16 protein-coding genes and 1 riboswitch are annotated in these 19,951 nt (G+C 34.1%); of the genes, 15 read left to right on the top strand and 1 reads right to left on the bottom strand.

The features are described from left to right. The first annotated feature begins 40 nt into the window (after nucleotides 1-40). On the top strand, nucleotides 41-673 hold the full coding sequence (rsmG, locus tag BMZ09_RS04370) for a 16S rRNA (guanine(527)-N(7))-methyltransferase RsmG (protein WP_090837849.1): 633 nt from the start codon (nucleotides 41-43) through the stop codon (nucleotides 671-673). A 60-nt stretch (nucleotides 674-733) separates the two neighbouring features. Here rsmG and metK read toward each other — a convergent pair whose 3' ends face one another. After that, nucleotides 734-1,990 carry a methionine adenosyltransferase gene (gene metK / locus BMZ09_RS04365; RefSeq protein WP_090837847.1) on the bottom strand — a complete coding sequence of 419 codons (1,257 nt, stop codon included), beginning with the start codon at nucleotides 1,988-1,990 and terminating at the stop codon, nucleotides 734-736. A 352-nt stretch (nucleotides 1,991-2,342) separates the two neighbouring features. Between metK and BMZ09_RS04360 the strand changes: the two genes are divergently transcribed. From BMZ09_RS04360 to BMZ09_RS04295, 14 genes are all read left to right on the top strand, one after another. Beyond that, nucleotides 2,343-4,922 carry a phosphoenolpyruvate carboxylase gene (locus tag BMZ09_RS04360; RefSeq protein ID WP_090837845.1) on the top strand — a complete coding sequence of 860 codons (2,580 nt, stop codon included), beginning with the start codon at nucleotides 2,343-2,345 and terminating at the stop codon, nucleotides 4,920-4,922. Between the two features lie 231 nt (nucleotides 4,923-5,153). Next, nucleotides 5,154-5,276: riboswitch (SAM riboswitch) on the top strand. A 120-nt stretch (nucleotides 5,277-5,396) separates the two neighbouring features. Then, nucleotides 5,397-6,689: an O-acetylhomoserine aminocarboxypropyltransferase/cysteine synthase family protein gene (locus BMZ09_RS04355; RefSeq protein ID WP_090837844.1), complete on the top strand. Its 1,293-nt coding sequence runs from the start codon at nucleotides 5,397-5,399 to the stop codon at nucleotides 6,687-6,689. A 93-nt stretch (nucleotides 6,690-6,782) separates the two neighbouring features. Then, nucleotides 6,783-7,787, top strand: a complete 1,005-nt coding sequence (locus tag BMZ09_RS04350; protein ID WP_090837842.1) for an alpha/beta fold hydrolase — start codon at nucleotides 6,783-6,785, stop codon at nucleotides 7,785-7,787. A gap of 2 nt (nucleotides 7,788-7,789) precedes the next feature. Further along, nucleotides 7,790-8,956: a trans-sulfuration enzyme family protein gene (locus tag BMZ09_RS04345; protein ID WP_090837840.1), complete on the top strand. Its 1,167-nt coding sequence runs from the start codon at nucleotides 7,790-7,792 to the stop codon at nucleotides 8,954-8,956. A 17-nt stretch (nucleotides 8,957-8,973) separates the two neighbouring features. Further along, on the top strand, nucleotides 8,974-9,264 hold the full coding sequence (locus BMZ09_RS04340; protein WP_090837838.1) for a rhodanese-like domain-containing protein: 291 nt from the start codon (nucleotides 8,974-8,976) through the stop codon (nucleotides 9,262-9,264). Between the two features lie 10 nt (nucleotides 9,265-9,274). Continuing rightward, entirely contained in the window at nucleotides 9,275-10,276 is a 1,002-nt protein-coding gene (locus BMZ09_RS04335) for a homocysteine S-methyltransferase family protein (protein ID WP_090837835.1), read from the top strand. A 79-nt stretch (nucleotides 10,277-10,355) separates the two neighbouring features. Continuing rightward, a complete protein-coding gene (gene metH, locus BMZ09_RS04330) occupies nucleotides 10,356-13,067 on the top strand; it encodes a methionine synthase (RefSeq protein WP_090837834.1) in 2,712 nt (903 codons plus the stop codon). 112 nt (nucleotides 13,068-13,179) lie between these two features. Next, nucleotides 13,180-14,136: a methylenetetrahydrofolate reductase [NAD(P)H] gene (gene metF / locus BMZ09_RS04325; RefSeq protein ID WP_090837832.1), complete on the top strand. Its 957-nt coding sequence runs from the start codon at nucleotides 13,180-13,182 to the stop codon at nucleotides 14,134-14,136. Between the two features lie 26 nt (nucleotides 14,137-14,162). Continuing rightward, nucleotides 14,163-14,573, top strand: coding sequence for an RrF2 family transcriptional regulator (locus tag BMZ09_RS04320; protein ID WP_090837831.1), 411 nt, complete (start codon nucleotides 14,163-14,165; stop codon nucleotides 14,571-14,573). A 122-nt stretch (nucleotides 14,574-14,695) separates the two neighbouring features. After that, nucleotides 14,696-15,316 (top strand): phosphoadenosine phosphosulfate reductase domain-containing protein, encoded by a 621-nt coding sequence (locus BMZ09_RS04315; RefSeq protein ID WP_090837829.1) that lies wholly within the window; start codon nucleotides 14,696-14,698, stop codon nucleotides 15,314-15,316. Between the two features lie 79 nt (nucleotides 15,317-15,395). Next, nucleotides 15,396-17,486 carry a HEPN domain-containing protein gene (locus tag BMZ09_RS04310; protein WP_090837828.1) on the top strand — a complete coding sequence of 697 codons (2,091 nt, stop codon included), beginning with the start codon at nucleotides 15,396-15,398 and terminating at the stop codon, nucleotides 17,484-17,486. 21 nt (nucleotides 17,487-17,507) lie between these two features. Beyond that, nucleotides 17,508-18,290, top strand: coding sequence for a uroporphyrinogen-III C-methyltransferase (cobA, locus tag BMZ09_RS04305; protein ID WP_090837826.1), 783 nt, complete (start codon nucleotides 17,508-17,510; stop codon nucleotides 18,288-18,290). Nucleotides 18,291-18,295: 5 nt separating this feature from the next. Beyond that, nucleotides 18,296-18,877, top strand: coding sequence for a precorrin-2 dehydrogenase/sirohydrochlorin ferrochelatase family protein (locus BMZ09_RS04300; protein WP_090837824.1), 582 nt, complete (start codon nucleotides 18,296-18,298; stop codon nucleotides 18,875-18,877). 1 nt (nucleotide 18,878) lies between these two features. Further along, complete coding sequence (locus BMZ09_RS04295; RefSeq protein ID WP_090837823.1) at nucleotides 18,879-19,928, top strand: NAD(P)/FAD-dependent oxidoreductase; 1,050 nt, start codon at nucleotides 18,879-18,881, stop codon at nucleotides 19,926-19,928. Nucleotides 19,929-19,951 lie beyond the last annotated feature (23 nt).

The following is a 19,951-nucleotide window of genomic DNA, read 5'->3' as shown; positions in this document are numbered from 1 at the left end:
GTGTTAAAATGCATATTTTTGCCAAAAATTATAAACGACTATGGAGCTGATTTTAAAGTATTTTCCTGATTTAACACCTTTACAAATAGAACAATTTACTAAGCTTGAAGCTTTGTATCAAGATTGGAACCTTAAAATAAATGTGGTTTCTAGAAAGGATATTGACGAGCTGTATTTACGTCACGTATTACACAGTTTAGCGATTGCTAAAATTGTTGATTTTAAAGCAGGAAGTTCTCTTATGGACGTTGGTACTGGTGGTGGTTTTCCTGGAATACCATTGGCTATATTGTATCCAGAATGCGAGTTTCATTTAGTAGACAGTATTAACAAAAAACTAAATGTGGTACGTGAAGTTATGGCGGGTCTTGAGCTTCAAAATGTAAAAGTAACACACTCTAGAGTTGAGGATATTAAAGAAACTTACGACTTTATTATTAGTCGTGCGGTTGCAGCAATGCCAACCTTTGTACATTGGATAAAAGGTAAAGTAGCTAAGGCACAACAAAACGATTTGAAAAATGGAATCCTATATTTAAAAGGTGGTGATTTAACGGAAGAGTTACAAAATTATCAAACCGCTAAGATTTTTGATATTTCAGATTTTTATGAAGAAGAATTTTTTGAAACTAAAAAAGTGGTGCATTTACCTATAAAGTGGAAAGCAAACTAATACATAAAAAAAGCCTCTCAAATATTTTGAGAGGCTTTTTTTATATCAGTAAGTTGGTTATTATAATCCAAACTCAGCTTTTACTTTATCTACGTAGTCTAGTTTTTCCCAAGTAAATAATTCAACATCTAAAGTGATGTCTCCTCCGTTTGGTCTTGAAAATGTTTTAGATACGGTTTCGTTTTTTCTACCCATATGTCCGTATGCAGCAGTTTCGCTGTACATTGGATTACGTAATTTTAAACGGTCTTCAATAGCTGATGGACGCATGTCAAATATCTTAGATATTTTTTGAGCAATTTCGCCATCTGTCATATTAAAAGGACATGTACCATAAGTATCAACAAAAATCCCCATTGGTTCTACTACACCAATAGCATAAGATACCTGTACTAAAACTTCGTCAGCAACACCTGCTGCAACTAGGTTTTTAGCAATATGTCTTGTCGCATAAGCAGCACTTCTATCTACCTTACTTGGATCTTTTCCTGAAAAAGCACCACCACCATGGGCTCCTTTTCCTCCGTAAGTATCAACAATAATCTTACGACCTGTTAATCCTGTATCTCCATGAGGTCCACCAATAACAAATTTTCCTGTTGGGTTAATATGGTATTTGATGTCGTCATTAAATAACGCTTGGATAGTTTCTGGTAATTTAGCAACTACCCTTGGTATTAATATCTCAACAATGTCTTTTCTAATTTTAGATAACATCACGTCATCTACAGCATCAAAATCGTCATGTTGTGTAGACACTACAATAGCTTCAATACGTTGTGGTGTATTATCATCACTATACTCAATAGTTACTTGACTTTTAGAGTCAGGTCTTAAGTAAGTGATGTCTTTGTTTTCACGACGTAACTCCGCTAATTCAATTAAAATTTTATGAGATAAGTCTAATGCTAAAGGCATAAAGTTTTCAGTTTCACGAGTAGCATAACCAAACATCATTCCTTGGTCACCTGCACCTTGCTCTTCTTTACTAGCTCTGTCAACACCACGATTAATGTCAGCTGACTGTTCATGTATTGCGCTAAACACACCACAAGAATTACCGTCAAACATATACTCACTTTTAGTATATCCAATCTTATTAATGGTATCTCTTGCTATTTTTTGTACGTCTAAATACGTGTTTGATTTAACCTCTCCAGCTAATACAACTTGACCTGTAGTTACTAAAGTTTCGCAAGCAACCTTACTGTCTTGGTCAAATGCTAAAAAATTATCTATTAAAGCATCACTAATTTGATCTGCTACTTTGTCTGGGTGTCCTTCAGACACACTCTCTGATGTAAATAAATACGCCATATTTGTTTTTTAAAATGTATATAATAGATTTGACGAAAGCGTCTAAGGAAGTTTACACTGCCTTTAGCATTTTTTAATGAGGTTGCAATCAGTCAAATCCGTCCTCTAAATTTATTGAGGTGCAAAAGTAGCAAAATAAAGTAAGTTATAAAGGTTACTAAAGTTAAAAATAGTTAATTGATCAATTCAAATTATTATTTCAGATTTAGTAAAAATCAAAAAACAGAGGTTAAATTATACATTTCGTATTAAGTAAACGATATAGTATTATAATTCGCAAAATCTTTGGCTAAAATTATATAGTAAACGATTGTTGCTTAACTTTATAAATTAAATAAACTTAAATAGCGTTATGTCTTTACAACCTAAATTAACACGTTTTAATCAAAATGTATTGTCAAAATATCAAATATACAATGGTATTTTTATGACGCTTCCTTTTGATACAATTACAAAAACAGGAGTCTTACTTCCTTTGTTTCATGAGACTTGTAAAAAAGGATTTGATAGTGGAGATAACCCTACCGTGATTGTCGATACTTTTTTTAAAAAATATCAAGCTAGACGTTCGGATTCATCCAAAATAGATTTATTATTTAGGTTTATTCAATATATAGAACGTCAAGTCGTGTTATTTGATGCTATTGAAGATGCAGCATTTCCTATTGTTAATAATATGGAAGGGATAGGTACGCTTCGTAGTTTAAAAGAGAGCGCTGCTGCGGAAGGGAAGCTAGATAAATTACGTCAGTATTTAGAAGAGTTTAAAGTACGTATTGTACTAACAGCGCATCCAACACAGTTTTATCCTGGAGCAGTTTTAGGTATTATTACGGATCTTACAGAAGCTATAAAGCAAAATGATTTATTAAGAATCAATGATTTATTGGCACAGTTAGGAAAAACACCATTTTTTAAACATGAAAAGCCAACGCCTTATGATGAAGCGGTTAGCTTGATATGGTATTTAGAAAATGTTTTTTATGAATCCTTCGGAACAATTTACGACTACATCCAGCAAAATATTTTTGATGGTCAGCATATAGATAACGAGATTATTAATATTGGATTTTGGCCAGGAGGAGATAGAGATGGTAACCCATTTGTAACGCCGGAAATAACAGTAAAAGTGGCAACAAGGTTACACGAAACTATTATTAAAAACTACCATAAAGATGTTAGGAAGTTAAAGCGTAAACTAACTTTTCAAGGTGTTGAGGAGCGTATTTCTAAAATCGAAACTGAGTTATATAAAAAGATTCTTAACGAAAAATCGACTTTAACTTTAGACGGTTTTGTTTCAGAATTAAAAGAAATCAAGCAAATCATTATTGACAAGCATCAGTCGCTATATGTTACTGAGATTACTAGTTTGTTAAACAAATTACATCTGTTTGGATTTCATTTTTCAAGTTTAGATATACGTCAAGATAGTAGAGTACATCACTCCATATTTACGTCTATGATAAATAGTATGATAGAAAATGGAAGTAAAGATATACCTGCTAATTATCATGATTTATCAGAGAAAGAGCAAGTAAAACTACTATCTGAGGTAAAAGGTACAGTAGACTTGTCTTTAATTAAAGACGAAGAAACGCTTAAAGCACTTAATACCATAAAGGCTTTAAAGTCCATCCAAGAGACTAATGGAGAGTTGGCAGCAAACCGATATATTATAAGTAATAATCAAACAACGTTGCATGTTATGCAGTTATTTGCTATGCTAAAATTGGTTGCTTTTCAAGATGATTTAACCGTAGATGTCGGTCCGCTTTTTGAAACTATTACAGATTTAGAAAATGCACATCTAGTTATGGAAGAGTTGTATACTAATCCTGCTTATGCCAAACATTTAAAAGCTAGAGGAAATAAACAAACCATTATGCTAGGGTTTAGTGATGGAACTAAAGATGGTGGGTATTTAATGGCTAACTGGGCTATTTATAAAGCTAAAGAGCGTTTGACTGCTATTTCTAGAAAATATGATATTACAGTAATATTTTTTGATGGTCGTGGTGGACCGCCAGCAAGAGGTGGAGGTAAAACACATAATTTTTATGCATCTTTAGGACCAACTATTGAGGATAAAGAAGTGCAATTAACTATTCAAGGACAGACTATTAGTTCTAATTTTGGAACGTTAGATTCGTCACAATATAATTTAGAGCAATTAATCAGTTCTGGTATTTACAATAGTTTAAGCGATACGGATTTGCGTATGTTACCAGAAAATAGAGTGGTGATGGATAATTTAGCAAAACTGAGTTACCAAGCTTATGTAGATTTTAAAAACCATCCCAAGTTTATATCATATTTAGAACATATGAGTACTTTAAAGTACTATGCTAAAACTAATATTGGAAGTAGACCATCCAAACGTGGTAAAGCAGAAGGTTTGGTGTTTGAAGATTTAAGAGCCATACCATTTGTAGGATCTTGGAGTCAATTAAAACAGAATGTACCAGGGTTTTTTGGTGTTGGTACTGCTTTAAAGCATTATGAAGATGCAGGCGAATTTGAAAAAGCGCAAAACTTATTTAAAACGTCTAGTTTCTTTAAAACACTAATAGAAAATAGTATGATGTCTTTATCAAAGTCGTTTTTTGATTTGACTAAATACATGAGTGATGATCCAGAATATGGTGCTTTTTGGAATGTTATCCATACGGAATACGTTACTACAAAACGCTTAATTTTAAAGCTTACGGGTTACACGGAGTTAATGGAGGAAGAACCATCAGGGAAAGCGTCTATTAAGGTCAGAGAATCTATTGTATTGCCACTTCTAACTATTCAGCAATTTGCTTTAAAACAAATTCAAGAATTAGAAAAAGTAGAAGTAAAAGACACAGCACTTATTGCAGTTTATGAAAAACTAGTAACACGATCGTTGTTTGGAAATATAAACGCGAGTCGTAATTCGGCTTAAATTTCCTAAAAAATTATTTTTTTTACTAAGGGTGTATGGCAGGTTTGATCTTTTTCAAACTTGCCATACTTGTTTTTGTTAGTTTTTTATTCTGTTTAAATCGCATTATTAAGAATTATTTTCTGTTTAATTAATTATTTGTTAATTATTCGGAAAAATATTCTGTTTTGTTTGTTTGTAAACAATATATTTTGCAATATTTGTATTCACAAAGTTCAAAAACTTACTGAAATGTTATCAAGAAAGGTGGAGAGATAGACTCGCTGAAGCCTTAGCAACCCTTAGACTTACTAAGAAGGTGCTAAATTCTACTTAATTTTCGATTCATTAATCGAAACATTGGATAGATAACTCAAATCTAATTACCCATCTGTAATTAGTATTTTCTTTTTAACATTTTTCTATTATGTATGTCTCACAAAGAGACTTATTTGACTTTTGGTTTAATTTATTTAACTCGAAAAACTTAGAAAAATGAGTACACAAAAATTTGCAACACAAGCATTACACGCAGGTCACGACACAACAAAAACAGGAGGGACAAGAGCGGTTCCAATTTATCAAACAACATCATACGTTTTTGACGATTCTGATGATGCAGCAGGACGTTTTAACTTATCCGTCCCTGGGTTTATTTACACACGATTAAACAATCCTACAAACGATGTTTTAGAGCAACGTATTGCGGCGCTAGAAGGTGGTATTGCGGCAGTCGCAACAGCGTCAGGTACAGCAGCAATTTCTACAACATTATTAACGCTATTAAAAGCAGGAGATCATATTGTTGCCTCTAGTAGTTTGTACGGTGGGACTTATAACTTATTAAGTGTAACCTTACCAAGACACGGTATTACAACCACTTTTGTGGATCCGTCAGATCCAGAAAATTTTAGTAAAGCAGTACAAGAAAACACAAGAGCTGTATTTGTAGAGTCTTTAGGGAATCCAAAATTGGATGTATTAGATTTAGAAGCCATATCAAAACAAGCAAAAGCGCATAAAGTACCATTAATTGTAGATAATACAGTTGCGACACCTTACTTGTTAAATCCTATCGCGTATGGCGCAAACATCGTCATTCACTCCTTAACAAAGTATATTACAGGTAACGGGACTTCATTAGGAGGAATTATAGTAGATGCAGGAACATTTGATTGGACTAATGGAAAATTTCCAGAATTTACAGAACCTTCTGCAGGTTATCATGGTTTGGTTTATAGTGATGTTATTGGTGCAGCAGCATTTATAGCAAAAGTGAGAATTGAAGGTTTACGTGATTATGGTGGTGCATTAAGCCCTTTTAATGCGTTTCAGATTATTCAAGGATTAGAAACTTTAGAACTAAGGATTTTAAAGCATTCTCAAAATGCATTAGAATTGGCAAAATGGTTACAAGAACAACCAGAGGTAACTTGGGTAAACTATCCAGGATTACAAACTAGTAAATACAATGCTTTAGCTAAAAAGTATTTGCCAAAAGGACAAAGTGGTGTTGTAACGTTTGGAGTTGATGGTGGTTTTGAATCTGCTAAAAAAATAGCTGATACTACTAAACTGTTTTCATTATTAGCAAATATTGGAGATACAAAATCATTAATTATTCATCCAGCAAGTACAACGCATCAACAACTTAGTGATGAGGCGCAACATGCTACAGGTGTTACAAAAGATTTAATTAGACTATCTGTGGGTATTGAGAATATTGACGATTTAAAAGCCGATTTAAAAGAAGCGTTTGCAGTAGTTAAAAAAACAGTTTTAGCATAAGTATAAAATAATTTTAGTTGTTTAACCCGAAATATAGTTTCACGCTTTTTAGTTGCCATTTTAAAGCGTGAAACCTATTTCTAACACAATACCATGAGTCAGTTAAAACACATAGATATACCTGATTTTGTTACTCAAAACGGAACAGTAACCAATATTAATTTGTCGTATCAAGTTTTTGGTAAGCCATTACATACGGCGCCCATTATTTTGGTTAATCATGCGTTAACTGGTAATAGTAATGTTACTGGAAGTGATGGTTGGTGGTCTGATTTAATTGGAGATAATAAGTGTATAGATACATTGCATTATACCATTTTGGCTTTTAATATTCCAGGTAATGGGTTTGATGCTAATCCCGCAAATCTGATTCATAATTATAAAGATTTTTCGGCACGTAATATAGCGCAGCTATTCGCCTTAGGCTTACAGCATTTATTAATAAATAAGTTGTTTGCTATTATTGGAGGTTCAGTAGGTGGTGGTATTGCTTGGGAGCTAGCTGTGTTAAAACCAGACTTAGCAACGCATATTATTCCTATAGCTACAGATTGGAAAGTAACAGATTGGTTAATTGCTAATTGCCATATTCAAGATGCTATTTTAAATAATTCAAGCAAGCCTTTAGAGGATGCAAGGATGCATGCTATGACTTTATATCGTACACCAGAGTCGTTATCCAAAAAATTTGATCGTAATCAAAACTCAGAATCCCTTTTTAAGGTGGAAAGTTGGCTTAATTATCATGGAGACAACCTAAATAAGCGATTTAATTTATCTGCCTATAAATTAATGAACCAAGTTTTAAAAACTATAGACATAACCAGAAACAGACTAGCTTTTAAGGAGGTTGCTTCTAGAATTAGTGGGACGGTACATATCATAACTATTAATAGTGATTTGTTTTTTAAGGCTGAAGAAAACTGGGAAACGTTTATTGACCTAAAATCTGTAAAACAAAATGTGACTATTGGCGAAATAAAATCCATACATGGTCACGATGCTTTTTTAATCGAATTTGAGCAATTATCAAAATTATTAACACCCGTGTTTAAAATTGAAAACACAAGCGATGCTGTATTAAAAAAAGCAATATAAATATGAAACACCATTTTGAAACCGAAGCTATTAGAACACAGACGGAGCGCAGTCAGTATTTAGAGCATTCTACGCCATTATATTTAACGTCTAGTTATGTTTTTGAAGATGCTGAGGATATGCGCGCTTCTTTTGCAGATCAGAAAGTGCGTAATATTTACAGTCGCTATTCTAACCCAAATACATCGGAATTTATAGATAAAATATGTAAAATGGAAGGCGCGGAAAATGGTTATGCATTTGCTTCAGGTATGTCTGCTGTGTTTTCTACCTTGGCAGCGTTACTAAATGCAGGAGATCATATACTGTCTTGCAGAAGTGTTTTTGGTTCTACTCAAACCATGTTTAAAAATATTTTGCCTAAATGGAATATTAGCACTAGTTATTTTAAAATAGATGAAATTGAAAGCATAGAACGTTTAATTCAACCTAATACAAAAATTATTTATGCCGAAAGTCCAACAAATCCAGCGGTAGATATTTTGGATTTAGAAGCTTTAGGAAGCATTGCCAAAAAGCACAACCTTATTTTAATTATTGATAACTGTTTTGCGACACCTTATTTACAGCAACCAATACAATTTGGAGCAGATTTAGTAATTCACTCTGCTACAAAATTAATAGATGGTCAAGGTCGTGTGTTGGGCGGTATAACTGTTGGTAATGCTAAGTTAATTAAGCAAGTGTATTTGTTTTCAAGAAACACAGGACCAGCATTATCACCATTTAATGCTTGGGTGTTATCTAAAAGTTTAGAGACGTTAGCAGTAAGATTGGACAGACATTGTGATAATGCTTTAAAAGTAGCCGTGTTTTTAGAAAGTCACAATAAAGTAAATCTTGTAAAATATCCCTTTTTAAAATCACACCCGCAGCATCAGTTGGCTAAAAAGCAAATGAAAGCAGGTGGAAGTGTTGTTGCATTTGAAGTTAAAGGCGGTATTGATGCAGGACGACAGTTTTTAAACAGTATAAAACTATTGTCATTGTCAGCAAATTTAGGTGATACCAGAACTATAGTTACACACCCAGCATCGACCACACATGCAAAATTAACAGAAGAGGAAAGACTGCAAACAGGTATAACCGGTGGTTTGGTACGTATTTCAGTAGGGTTGGAGCACCCTGAAGATATTATTAACGATTTAAAACAAGCTTTAGCTTTTTAAAATAAAACATATAAATTATGAGTAGTAACCCAGAATTTAAACACATCCAAGAATACTTAGACAAAGGTGCTGTAATATTAGATGTCAGAACTGAAGTAGAATATAATGAAGGTCATGTTAAGCAGTCCTTGCATATTGTTTTGGATGATTTAGAAGACGAAATTGAGCATGTAAAAGCACTGCAAAAACCCATTATTACATGTTGCAGAAGTGGTGCAAGAAGCGAAAGGGCTAAAGATCTTTTGGCGGATTATGGGGTAGATGTCATTAATGGTGGTCCTTGGCAAAACGTTCAATCTTATCTTTAAAATATAGGGTATGGCAGATATTTATAAAGAAATACAGAAACGAATTTTAGTCTTAGATGGCGCGATGGGAACTATGTTACAACGTTATAATTTTTCTGAAGAAGATTTTAGAGGAGAACGTTTTAAGGATTATCCGTCTTCCTTAAAAGGAAATAATGATTTGCTGTCATTAACACAACCTAATGCTATCGCAGATATACACCGTAAGTATTTTGAAGCGGGAGCGGATATAGTAGAAACCAATACATTTTCTGGTACAACAATAGCTATGGCGGATTATGATATGGAAAATTTAGTCTATGAACTTAATTATGAGTCTGCTGTAATTGCTAAATATGTCGCAACGGAGTTCACTAATAAAAACCCAGATAAACCACGTTTTGTTGCAGGTAGTATTGGTCCAACAAATCGTACAGCAAGTTTAAGCCCTGATGTTAATAGACCAGAATATCGTGCGGTAACTTTTGATCAATTACGGGTGGCTTACAAACAACAAGTAGAAGCTTTAATTGATGGCGGTGTAGATTTGCTTTTAGTCGAAACTATTTTTGATACTCTAAATGCTAAAGCGGCATTATTTGCTATAGAAGAAGTCAAGGAAGATCGCAATATAGATATTCCAATTATGGTGTCTGGTACTATAACAGACGCTTCTGGGCGCACATTATCAGGACAAACAGTAGAAGCTTTTTTGGCTTCGGTATCTCATATTCCGTTGTTAAGTGTTGGTTTTAATTGCGCACTTGGAGCAGAACAGTTGCAACCTTATTTAAAGCGGTTGTCTAATCAAACCGAGTTTTATACATCGGCACATCCAAATGCAGGATTACCCAATGCTTTTGGCGAGTATGATCAAACACCCAAACAGATGCAGGCTTTAATTGAAGCATACTTAAAAGACGGTCTAATTAATATTATTGGCGGTTGCTGTGGTACAAATCCAGAACATATTAACGCCATTGCTGAGGTTTCTAAAAACTATAAACCAAGGCAAACAGATGTTGCTGTTTAATATAATCAAGTTGACATTTTTACTTCTGATAAAATAGTTTAAACACACCTGTAAATTATCGCTTTCGCGGAAACTAAACATGAAAAAAAGCACCAATAAATATTTAACACTTTCTGGGTTAGAACCCTTAATTGTAACGCCGGAAAGTAATTTTATAAACGTAGGAGAACGTACTAATGTTACTGGGTCTCGTAAGTTTTTAAGATTAATTAAAGAAGAAAAATATAACGAAGCTTTAGAGGTTGCAAGAGACCAAGTAGATGGTGGCGCGCAAATTTTAGATGTCAACATGGACGAAGGGATGTTGGATGGGGTTTATGCCATGACCACCTTTTTAAACCTGATTGCTTCAGAACCTGATATTTCCAGAATCCCTATAATGATTGATAGCTCTAAATGGGAAATTATTGAAGCCGGCTTAAAGGTGGTCCAGGGTAAATCAGTTGTTAATTCTATAAGTTTAAAAGAAGGTGAAGCTAATTTTATACATCAGGCTAAATTAGTTAAACGTTATGGAGCAGCTGTAATTGTTATGGCTTTTGACGAAGATGGTCAGGCAGATACTTATGAGCGTAGAATTGAAATTTGTAAACGGTCTTACGACGTTTTAGTCAATACCGTGGGGTTTCCTCCGCAGGACATTATTTTTGATCCTAATATTTTTCCTGTAGCAACAGGAATGGAAGAACATAGAAAAAATGCATTAGATTTTTTTAATGCCACAAAATGGATTCGAGAAAATTTACCTTATGCTAATGTGTCTGGAGGTGTTAGTAATGTGTCGTTTTCTTTTAGAGGAAACAATACAGTGCGCGAAGCCATGCATTCTTCATTTTTATATCACGCCATTAAAAATGGGATGAATATGGGAATTGTAAATCCAACGATGCTTGAGATTTATGACGAAATTGATAAAGCCTTGTTACAGTGTGTGGAAGATGTTTTGTTTGATAGACGTGACGATGCTACAGAGCGCTTATTGGATTATGCAGAAACGGTTAAAGATAATTATAAAGCAGCCGATGTGGCTGTTCAGGAATGGAGAAGCGAACCACTTCAAAAACGAATTACACATGCGTTAGTTAAAGGGATTGATGCCTTTATTATTGAAGATGTTGAAGAAGCAAGGCTAATTGCTAAAAGACCAATTGAAGTTATTGAAGGTAATTTAATGATTGGAATGAGTGTTGTTGGAGATTTGTTTGGTAGCGGAAAAATGTTTTTACCACAAGTTGTAAAATCGGCTAGAGTAATGAAAAAAGCAGTTGCTTATTTGCAACCTTTTATAGAAGCAGAAAAAGACGGAAAACAGGAGTTTGCTGGTAAAATTTTAATGGCAACGGTAAAAGGAGATGTGCACGATATTGGAAAAAATATAGTGAGTGTTGTTTTGGGTTGTAACAATTATGAGATTGTGGATCTAGGCGTTATGGTTCCGCCAGAAAAAATAATAGAAACTGCTATTAGAGAGCAAGTGGATATTATTGGTTTAAGTGGATTAATAACACCATCGTTGGATGAGATGGTTTATATCTCTAAAGAAATGGAGAAAAATAATTTAGATATTCCGTTAATTATTGGAGGTGCAACAACGTCCAAAGCGCATACTTCTGTTAAGATTGCACCACATTATAAAGATACCGTTGTGCATATTAATGATGCATCTAGAGCAGTAACTGTGGTTGGCGAGCTGTTAAACAAAAATAATGTTGTTTATAAAGAACAGATTAGAACGGAGTATGATAAGTTTAGAGAGCAGTTTTTAAATAGAACAAAACAAAAGGACTATATCACCATTGAAGACGCTAGGAAAAGAAAGTTTCCAATCGATTGGAATACCACCACTATTGTAAAACCTAAGCAATTGGGCATCGAGATCATTGAAGATTTTGATATTACTAAATTAGAGTCGTTTATAGATTGGTCCCCGTTTTTTAGAAGTTGGGATTTACATGGTAAATATCCTGATATTTTAACGGATACTATTGTTGGAGAACAAGCAACGGATTTGTTTGCTGATGCTCAAGAATTATTACAGAAAATTTTTGATCAAAAGTTATTAAAAGCTAAAGCTGTTTTTGGATTATTTCCTGCAAATACTGTAAACGATGATGATATTGAGGTTACTCTCAAAGGACGTGATGCTGAACTTGTTTCAGTATCTCATAATCAGGAGGACCAACTAACCTTCTTAACCTTACGTCAACAATTGAAGAAAAGAGACGGTGTGCCTAATCATGCATTAGCAGATTTTATTGCACCAAAAGACACCGGAATCCAAGATTATATGGGCGCTTTTTGTGTATCTACTGGATTTGGAACTGCAGCATTAGCTAAGCAGTTTGAGGATGATAACGATGACTATAATTCGATTATGATAAAAGCATTAGCTGATCGTTTAGCGGAGGCTTTCGCCGAATATTTGCATAAAGAAGTTAGAACCAACCATTGGGGGTATGCACAAGACGAAAGTCTTACTAATCAAGATTTGATTAAAGAAAATTATAAGGGCATTAGGCCAGCACCTGGCTATCCTGCTTGTCCAGATCATCTAGAAAAGCAAACCATTTGGAAGCTGTTAAAGGTTGAAGAAAATATTGGTGTGCAATTAACAGAGAGTCTAGCCATGTGGCCTGCAGCTAGTGTAAGTGGTTACTATTTTGGAAATCCAGAGGCTAAGTATTTTGGCTTAGGAAAAATAAAAGAAGATCAATTAAATGATTATGCAAAACGCAGAGGCATTAGTAAAGCAGAAGCAACCAAATGGCTAAACCCAAATTTAGCGGATTAGTGCGTTAGTGATTGAACGGTTTGTCTGAGCTCCTCGCAGAGAGCGAGTAGTGAAAGCGCGACCCTTGCGGTAACGCCAAAAAAAATAGTACTGAAATAATTTTAGGCACAAAATGAAAGTAACAGAACATATAAGTAGAGGTGAAGGGAAAACGCAATTTTCTTTCGAGATTTTACCACCTTTAAAAGGGCAACACATACAGAAGATTTTTGATAATATTGATCCATTAATGGCCTTTAATCCGCCTTTTATTGATGTGACGTATCACCGTGAGGAATATGTTTATAAGGATTTGGGTGATGGTTTGCTTAAAAAACAGGTGGTTAAAAAGCGTCCGGGCACGGTTGGTATTTGTGCTGCTATCCAGAATAAATATAATGTGGATGCTATTCCGCATATTTTATGTGGTGGTTTTACTAAAGAGGATACTGAGAATTTTTTGATTGATTTGGATTTTTTAAATATTGACAATGTTATGGCGTTACGTGGTGATGCGGTTAAAACCGAAACCTATTTTACGCCAGAAAAAGAGGGCCATGCCTATGCTAGTGATTTGGTAAAACAAATAGCAGCGCTTAATAAGGCTAATTATTTAGATGATCAATTACTTAATTGTAGTGCCACAGATTTTTGCGTTGGAGTTGGTGCGTATCCTGAAAAACATATGGAGGCACCGAGTTTGGATAGTGATATTCATTTTTTGAAAAAGAAGATTAAAAATGGCGCTGAATATGTGGTCACACAAATGTTTTTTGATAACGAAAAGTACTTTCAGTTTGTAGACAAATGTAGGAGTGAGGGGATTACGGTCCCGATTATCCCGGGATTAAAACCAATATCTACTTTAAAACAGTTAAATGTTATTCCGCATCGTTTTCATGTGGATTTACCAGAAGCGTTAATTAAAAGTATTATTAAATGTAAAACAAATGTTGAGGTTAGGCAGGTTGGTATTGAGTGGTGTATACAGCAATCTTTAGAGCTTAAAAAAGCAGGATTACCGATGCTACATTACTATTCGATGGGAAAAAGTGATAATATAAAAGCAATCGCAGAAGCTGTTTTTTAATAATAAAAAACGCTTACTTTTGTATCATGCTTTCTAAAAAAACAAAATACGGAATTAAGGCGCTTACTTTTCTAGCAAGACAGGATACACATGTGCCTGTTAGAATTGCTACAATATCTGAAAGCGAAAATATTTCTTTAAAATTTTTAGAAACGATTTTATTATCGCTTCGTAAAAGTGGTTTTTTAGGTTCTAAAAAAGGCAAAGGTGGTGGTTATTATTTATTGAAAAACCCAAAAGATATTCCTATGACGGAAGTTATGAGAGTCTTGGAAGGTCCAATAGCCATGGTGCCTTGCGTAAGTTTAAACTTTTACGAAAAATGTCAAGATTGTCCAGATGAGGATATTTGTGCAGTCAATAAAATTATGCTTAAAGTACGTGATAGTACATTAGAGATTTTTAGAAATACGACATTAGCGGATTTATCTAATTAGCAGATTCTCAATAATCACCCCTATTTTTTTAACTATTATTCTTGATTTATAACATATAAATTTATAGGTTTGCACTATTACCCTACTAAATCTATAGGGTAATAGTAAAATGTTGGAATGTAATGATAGAATTGGATATAAATAAAATAAATAAAGAATTAAGACATCAAACACCAGATCAAATTATTGAATGGGCTTTGGGGTTGTCAGATAATAGAATTGTGACTACAAGTTTTGGTGTCTATTCTGCTATTCTCTTAAGTAAAATGTCTAAGCACGATAAGGATATAAAAGTAATTTGGTGTGATACGTTATATAATCAACCAAGTACTTATGCTCATGCGGAAGATCTTATTAAAACCTACCAGTTGAATATAAAAAAGTATCAATCTGTTAAAAGTAAAGCGGAAATAGATGCTACAATTGGTGTGCCGAGTGTTGAGGATGATAACCACGAGGCGTTTTCTGAATTAGTTAAATTGGAACCATTTAGAAGAGCTTTAAAAGAAACTAATCCTGATTTGTGGTTTACTAATATTAGAGTGAGACAAACAGAATTAAGAAGTAAAAAAGATATTTTAAGTTACAGTAAAGATGGGATTTTAAAAATTAGTCCTTTTTATTGGTGTACTGATGCTGATTTGGACAATTACCTTATCAAGAATAATTTGCCAAAAAACAGTGACTATTTTGATCCTATAAAGGCTTTGCAAAATAGAGAGTGTGGTATCCATTTACAGTAGTTAAATAACTATAAATAAAATAATTTTATAAATCAATTCTAATTACCCTACAAAGTCTATAGGGATTATATATAAGATAATGCAAAGTTTTAGAACAGAAATTGAAAACCCTTTAGTACAAAAGGATATTGTTGAATTAGCCAATAAGATTGAGCTGTTTAATAACGGGAAAATTGATGAAGAAAAATTTAGAAGTTTACGTTTAGCACGTGGGGTTTACGGTCAGCGTCAGGAAGGCGTACAAATGATTAGAATAAAACTACCTTACGGGAAAGTGTTAAGTAACCAATTGCGTCGTATTGCCGAGGTGTCTGATGAGTATTCTAGAAGTAGGTTGCACATTACTACACGTCAAGACATCCAAATCCATTATGTAGATTTACAACGTACGCCAGAACTTTGGGCAGAATTAGAGCGTGATAATGTCACACTAAGGGAAGCTTGTGGTAATGCGGTAAGAAATGTAACAGCTAGTGAAACTGCAGGGATAGATCGTAACGAGCCTTTTGATGTGTCTCCTTATGCGGATGCTGTTTTTAAATTCTTTTTACGAAACCCAATCTGTCAAGAAATGGGACGTAAGTTTAAAGTGTCTTTTTCTGGTACAGATGAAGATACTGGTTTATCATACATGCACGATTTAGGATTTATTGCTAAGATTGAAAACGGTGTTAAAGGATTTAAAGTAATGCTTGGTGGTGGACTGGGGTCTCAGCCAAGACACGCAGATTTGTTTTATACCTTTTTAGCTTCAGACAAAATCATTCCATTAATGGAAGGTGTTTTAAGAGTTTTTGATCGTTATGGCGAACGTAAAAGTCGTGCGAAAGCAAGATTAAAATTCTTAATAAAAGATATTGGTTTAGAAGCGTTTAAAATTTTAGTTGAAGAAGAACAAAATGCAATAGAATTTAAGACGGTTACTATTGATGAAGCCAATTATTCAGCTTCAATACCGGTCTCAGTTAAAGCTCCGGTTATAACTATTGAGGATACTGAAACTTATAATTTATGGCAAGCGACTAATGTAATACCACAAAAGCAAAACGGTTATTTTGCTATTGGTATTAAAGTGTTATTAGGCGATTTTTACACAGATAAAGCAAGATTATTAGCAGATTTAGTGGAGCAGTATGCTGCTGGAGAAATCCGTTTATCATTAAGACAAAACATCTTAATTCCGTTTGTGAAAGCAGAGTTGCTTCCATTTTTTTATACTGAATTAAAAAAATTAGGGTTTACGGAAGCCGGTTATAATAAAGCTGTAGATATTACAGCTTGTCCTGGTACTGATACCTGTAATTTAGGTATTGCTAGTAGTACGGGAATAGCGGAAGAATTGGAACGTGTTATAAAAGCAGAATATCCTCAATACTTATCTAATCAAGATTTAGTGATTAAAATTAGTGGGTGTATGAATGCTTGTGGACAACACAATATGGCAAATATTGGTTTTCAAGGGATGTCTATTCGTACAAAAGATAAGCTGGTTGCTCCTGCATTACAAGTGCTTTTAGGTGGTGCAAATCTTGGAGATGGTAATGCTTATTTTGCAGATAAGGTTGTAAAAGTGCCAAGTAGAAGAGGTCCAGAAGCGTTGCGTCGTATTTTAAACGATTTTGAAGCTAATGCTAACGGGCTTGTGTTTTCTGAATATTATAAACAACAAGGCGAAAAGTATTTTTATCAATTACTTACAGATTTATCTGATGTTGACAACCTAACACAAGAAGATTTTATTGATTGGGGAACCGAAGAAGCTTATGTTAAAGCTATTGGTGTGGGAGAGTGTGCAGGTGTTGTTATTGATTTAATTGCAACATTGTTTCTTGAAAGTGATGAAAAAATTGCAGAAGCGCAACAATCCTTTAATGACAAAGTTTACTCGGGTGCTATCTACGAAGCGTACCGATCTATGGTTAATTCCGCGAAAGCGATATTAATTTCTGAAAACATAAAAACAAATACACAAGCTGGTATTGTAAGTCAGTTTGACGAGTTGTTTGTGGCCTCAAATAAAATAGACTTAGGAGTTTCTTTTTCAGATTTAATCTACCAAATAAAAGTGTTTCCTCCAACGGAAGCGTTTGCTTCTCGATATATCCAAAATGCAACGCAGTTTTTGGAGAAAGTAAGAACATTTAGAGAACAAGCAATCACAACCGTTTAATAATATTAAAATCACGTACTCATGATAAATCCAAGATTAACAGTTGTTGGCGCAGGGCCAGGAGATCCAGAATTAATTACATTAAAAGCAATAAAGGCTATACAGTCTGCCGATGTTATAATGTATGATGCTTTGGTTAATAAAGCACTATTGGAGTATGCTTCAAAAAAGGCAGAACTTATTTTTGTGGGTAAACGTAAAGGTTGTTATGCTTACCAGCAAAATCAAATTAACGAATTAATTGTGGTGCGCGCTTTAAGAGGTAATCATGTGGTTAGATTAAAAGGTGGAGATCCATTTATTTTTGGTCGTGGTGCAGAGGAGTTGGAATATGCTAAGGAATATGCAATTGAAGTAGCAGTGGTTTCTGGTATCTCTTCGTCTTCTGCAGTGCCAGCTTATCAAGGTATTCCGCTTACAAAGCGAAATGCTTCAGAAAGTTTTTGGGTAATTACAGGGACGACAAAATCTCACGAAATTTCGTCAGATATTGCATTAGCAGCACAATCTACAGCAACCGTGGTTGTATTAATGGGTATGGGGAAGCTGTCAGAAATTGTTTCCATTTTTACTTCGGAAGGTAAGGCAGATACAGCAATTGCGGTTATTCAGAATGGCACCCGAGAGGATGAAAAAGTAGGGATTGGTAAGATCAGTACTATTGAAGCTATTGTTGCAGAAAAGCAATTGTCGTCTCCAGCAATTATAATTATTGGAGAGGTGGTTAATCAACGTGTTAATTTAGATACGATGTACGAAAAAGCAAATCAAGCTAGTCGAATCAAGCAACGTGCAATCGCATAATAATTATGGAAAGAAATAATCTATATCCAGTATTTTTAAAAGTTAAAAACTTAGAAGTTTTGATTATTGGAGGCGGTTTTGTTGCTGAAGAAAAACTAACGTTTTTGTTAAAGTCAAGTCCAGATGCTAATGTTACTATGGTGTCTCCCATGTTTAGAGAAGGCACTATAAAAATAGCCGACACAGGAAATGTTACAAGGATAATTGATACGTATAACGATTCTTATTTAGAAGGTAAACATATGGTTGTTGCAACTACAGATTTACCCGAGGTTAATGTTCAGGTTTATAATGCTTGTCGCGCACAAAGTAAGTTAGTTAACGTGGCTGATAATCCGCCATATTGTGATTTTTATATGGGTGGTATTGTGACTAAAGGTAATGTAAAGGTTGCTATCTCTACCAACGGGAAGTCGCCAACCACAGCAAAGCGATTACGTCAGTTTTTTGAAGACGTGATACCAGAAAATATTGATGATTTAGTAAAAAATCTAAACGAATATAGAAAAACTATAAAAGGAGATTTTGAACAAAAAGTCGAAAAATTAAATGAATTTACTAAAGGCTTAGTAGAAAAAATAAAATAGTATGATTAAAACAGATATATTAATAATAGGAGCTGGACCAACAGGTTTATTTACCGTTTTTGAAGCGGGATTGTTAAAATTAAAGTGCCATTTAATTGATGCATTACCACAACCTGGAGGACAATGTTCTGAGTTATATCCTAAAAAACCAATTTATGATATTCCTGGTTTTCCAGAGATTTTGGCAGGAGATTTAACGGGTAATCTATTGGAGCAAGGTAAGCAGTTTGAGCCAGGGTTTACTTTAGGAGAACGTGCAGAAACAATAGATAAACAAGAGGATGGTAGTTTTATTGTAACTACAAATAAGGGGACAAAACACCATGCGCCAATTGTAGCTATCGCTGGTGGTTTAGGTAGTTTTGAACCAAGAAAACCTAAATTAGAAAATATAGAGCAGTACGAGGATAAAGGGGTTAATTATTTTATTAAAGATCCTGAAGTTTATAGAGATAAAAAAGTAATTATTGCTGGTGGTGGAGATTCTGCTTTAGATTGGGCAATCTTTTTAGCAGATGTCGCGTCAAGTGTTACTTTAGTACATAGACGAAATGAGTTTAGAGGGGCATTAGATTCTGTTGAAAAAGTTCAGGAATTAAAATTGTTAAATAAAATAAATTTAATCACGCCGGCTGAAGTTACTGCATTGCATGGAGATGATCATATTACGGGTATTACGGTTTCAAAGGATGGAGAAGCAACCACTTTGGATACTGATTATTTTATTCCGCTTTTTGGGCTATCGCCAAAATTAGGGCCAATTGGTAATTGGGGTCTAGAAATCGAAAAAAATGCGATAAAAGTAAACACGGTTGATTACCAAACTAATATAGATGGTATATTTGCTATAGGAGATGTTAATACCTACGAAGGTAAATTAAAGTTGATTTTATGTGGTTTTCATGAAGCAACATTAATGTGCCAATCGGCTTATAAAATATTAAATCCTGGCAAGAAATTTGTTTTAAAATATACAACTGTAAGTGGTGTAGATGGGTTTGATGGAACACGTAAGGAGTCTCCAAAAGCAGTGGTAAAAGCTATAGTTTGATAAACATGACGTTATTAATACTT

Origin of the sequence: Olleya namhaensis (genome assembly GCF_900114005.1) — a bacterium.
Classification (GTDB): Bacteria; Bacteroidota; Bacteroidia; order Flavobacteriales; family Flavobacteriaceae; genus Olleya; species Olleya namhaensis.
Note: the sequence above shows the minus strand (reverse complement) of the source record. Positions and strands in the feature narration are given on the sequence as shown.

Excerpts from the sequence above, each read along its gene's own strand:
- metH (WP_090837834.1), top strand. The coding sequence starts at position 10,356 with ATGAAAAAAAGCACCAATAAATATTTAACACTTTCTGGGTTAGAACCC.
- BMZ09_RS04340 (WP_090837838.1), top strand. The coding sequence starts at position 8,974 with ATGAGTAGTAACCCAGAATTTAAACACATCCAAGAATACTTAGACAAA.
- BMZ09_RS04360 (WP_090837845.1), top strand. The coding sequence starts at position 2,343 with ATGTCTTTACAACCTAAATTAACACGTTTTAATCAAAATGTATTGTCA.
- cobA (WP_090837826.1), top strand. The coding sequence starts at position 17,508 with ATGATAAATCCAAGATTAACAGTTGTTGGCGCAGGGCCAGGAGATCCA.
- metK (WP_090837847.1), bottom strand. The coding sequence starts at position 1,990 with ATGGCGTATTTATTTACATCAGAGAGTGTGTCTGAAGGACACCCAGAC.
- BMZ09_RS04355 (WP_090837844.1), top strand. The coding sequence starts at position 5,397 with ATGAGTACACAAAAATTTGCAACACAAGCATTACACGCAGGTCACGAC.
- BMZ09_RS04315 (WP_090837829.1), top strand. The coding sequence starts at position 14,696 with ATGATAGAATTGGATATAAATAAAATAAATAAAGAATTAAGACATCAA.
- BMZ09_RS04295 (WP_090837823.1), top strand. The coding sequence starts at position 18,879 with ATGATTAAAACAGATATATTAATAATAGGAGCTGGACCAACAGGTTTA.
- BMZ09_RS04350 (WP_090837842.1), top strand. The coding sequence starts at position 6,783 with ATGAGTCAGTTAAAACACATAGATATACCTGATTTTGTTACTCAAAAC.
- BMZ09_RS04345 (WP_090837840.1), top strand. The coding sequence starts at position 7,790 with ATGAAACACCATTTTGAAACCGAAGCTATTAGAACACAGACGGAGCGC.
- BMZ09_RS04310 (WP_090837828.1), top strand. The coding sequence starts at position 15,396 with ATGCAAAGTTTTAGAACAGAAATTGAAAACCCTTTAGTACAAAAGGAT.
- metF (WP_090837832.1), top strand. The coding sequence starts at position 13,180 with ATGAAAGTAACAGAACATATAAGTAGAGGTGAAGGGAAAACGCAATTT.
- rsmG (WP_090837849.1), top strand. The coding sequence starts at position 41 with ATGGAGCTGATTTTAAAGTATTTTCCTGATTTAACACCTTTACAAATA.
- BMZ09_RS04300 (WP_090837824.1), top strand. The coding sequence starts at position 18,296 with ATGGAAAGAAATAATCTATATCCAGTATTTTTAAAAGTTAAAAACTTA.
- BMZ09_RS04335 (WP_090837835.1), top strand. The coding sequence starts at position 9,275 with ATGGCAGATATTTATAAAGAAATACAGAAACGAATTTTAGTCTTAGAT.
- BMZ09_RS04320 (WP_090837831.1), top strand. The coding sequence starts at position 14,163 with ATGCTTTCTAAAAAAACAAAATACGGAATTAAGGCGCTTACTTTTCTA.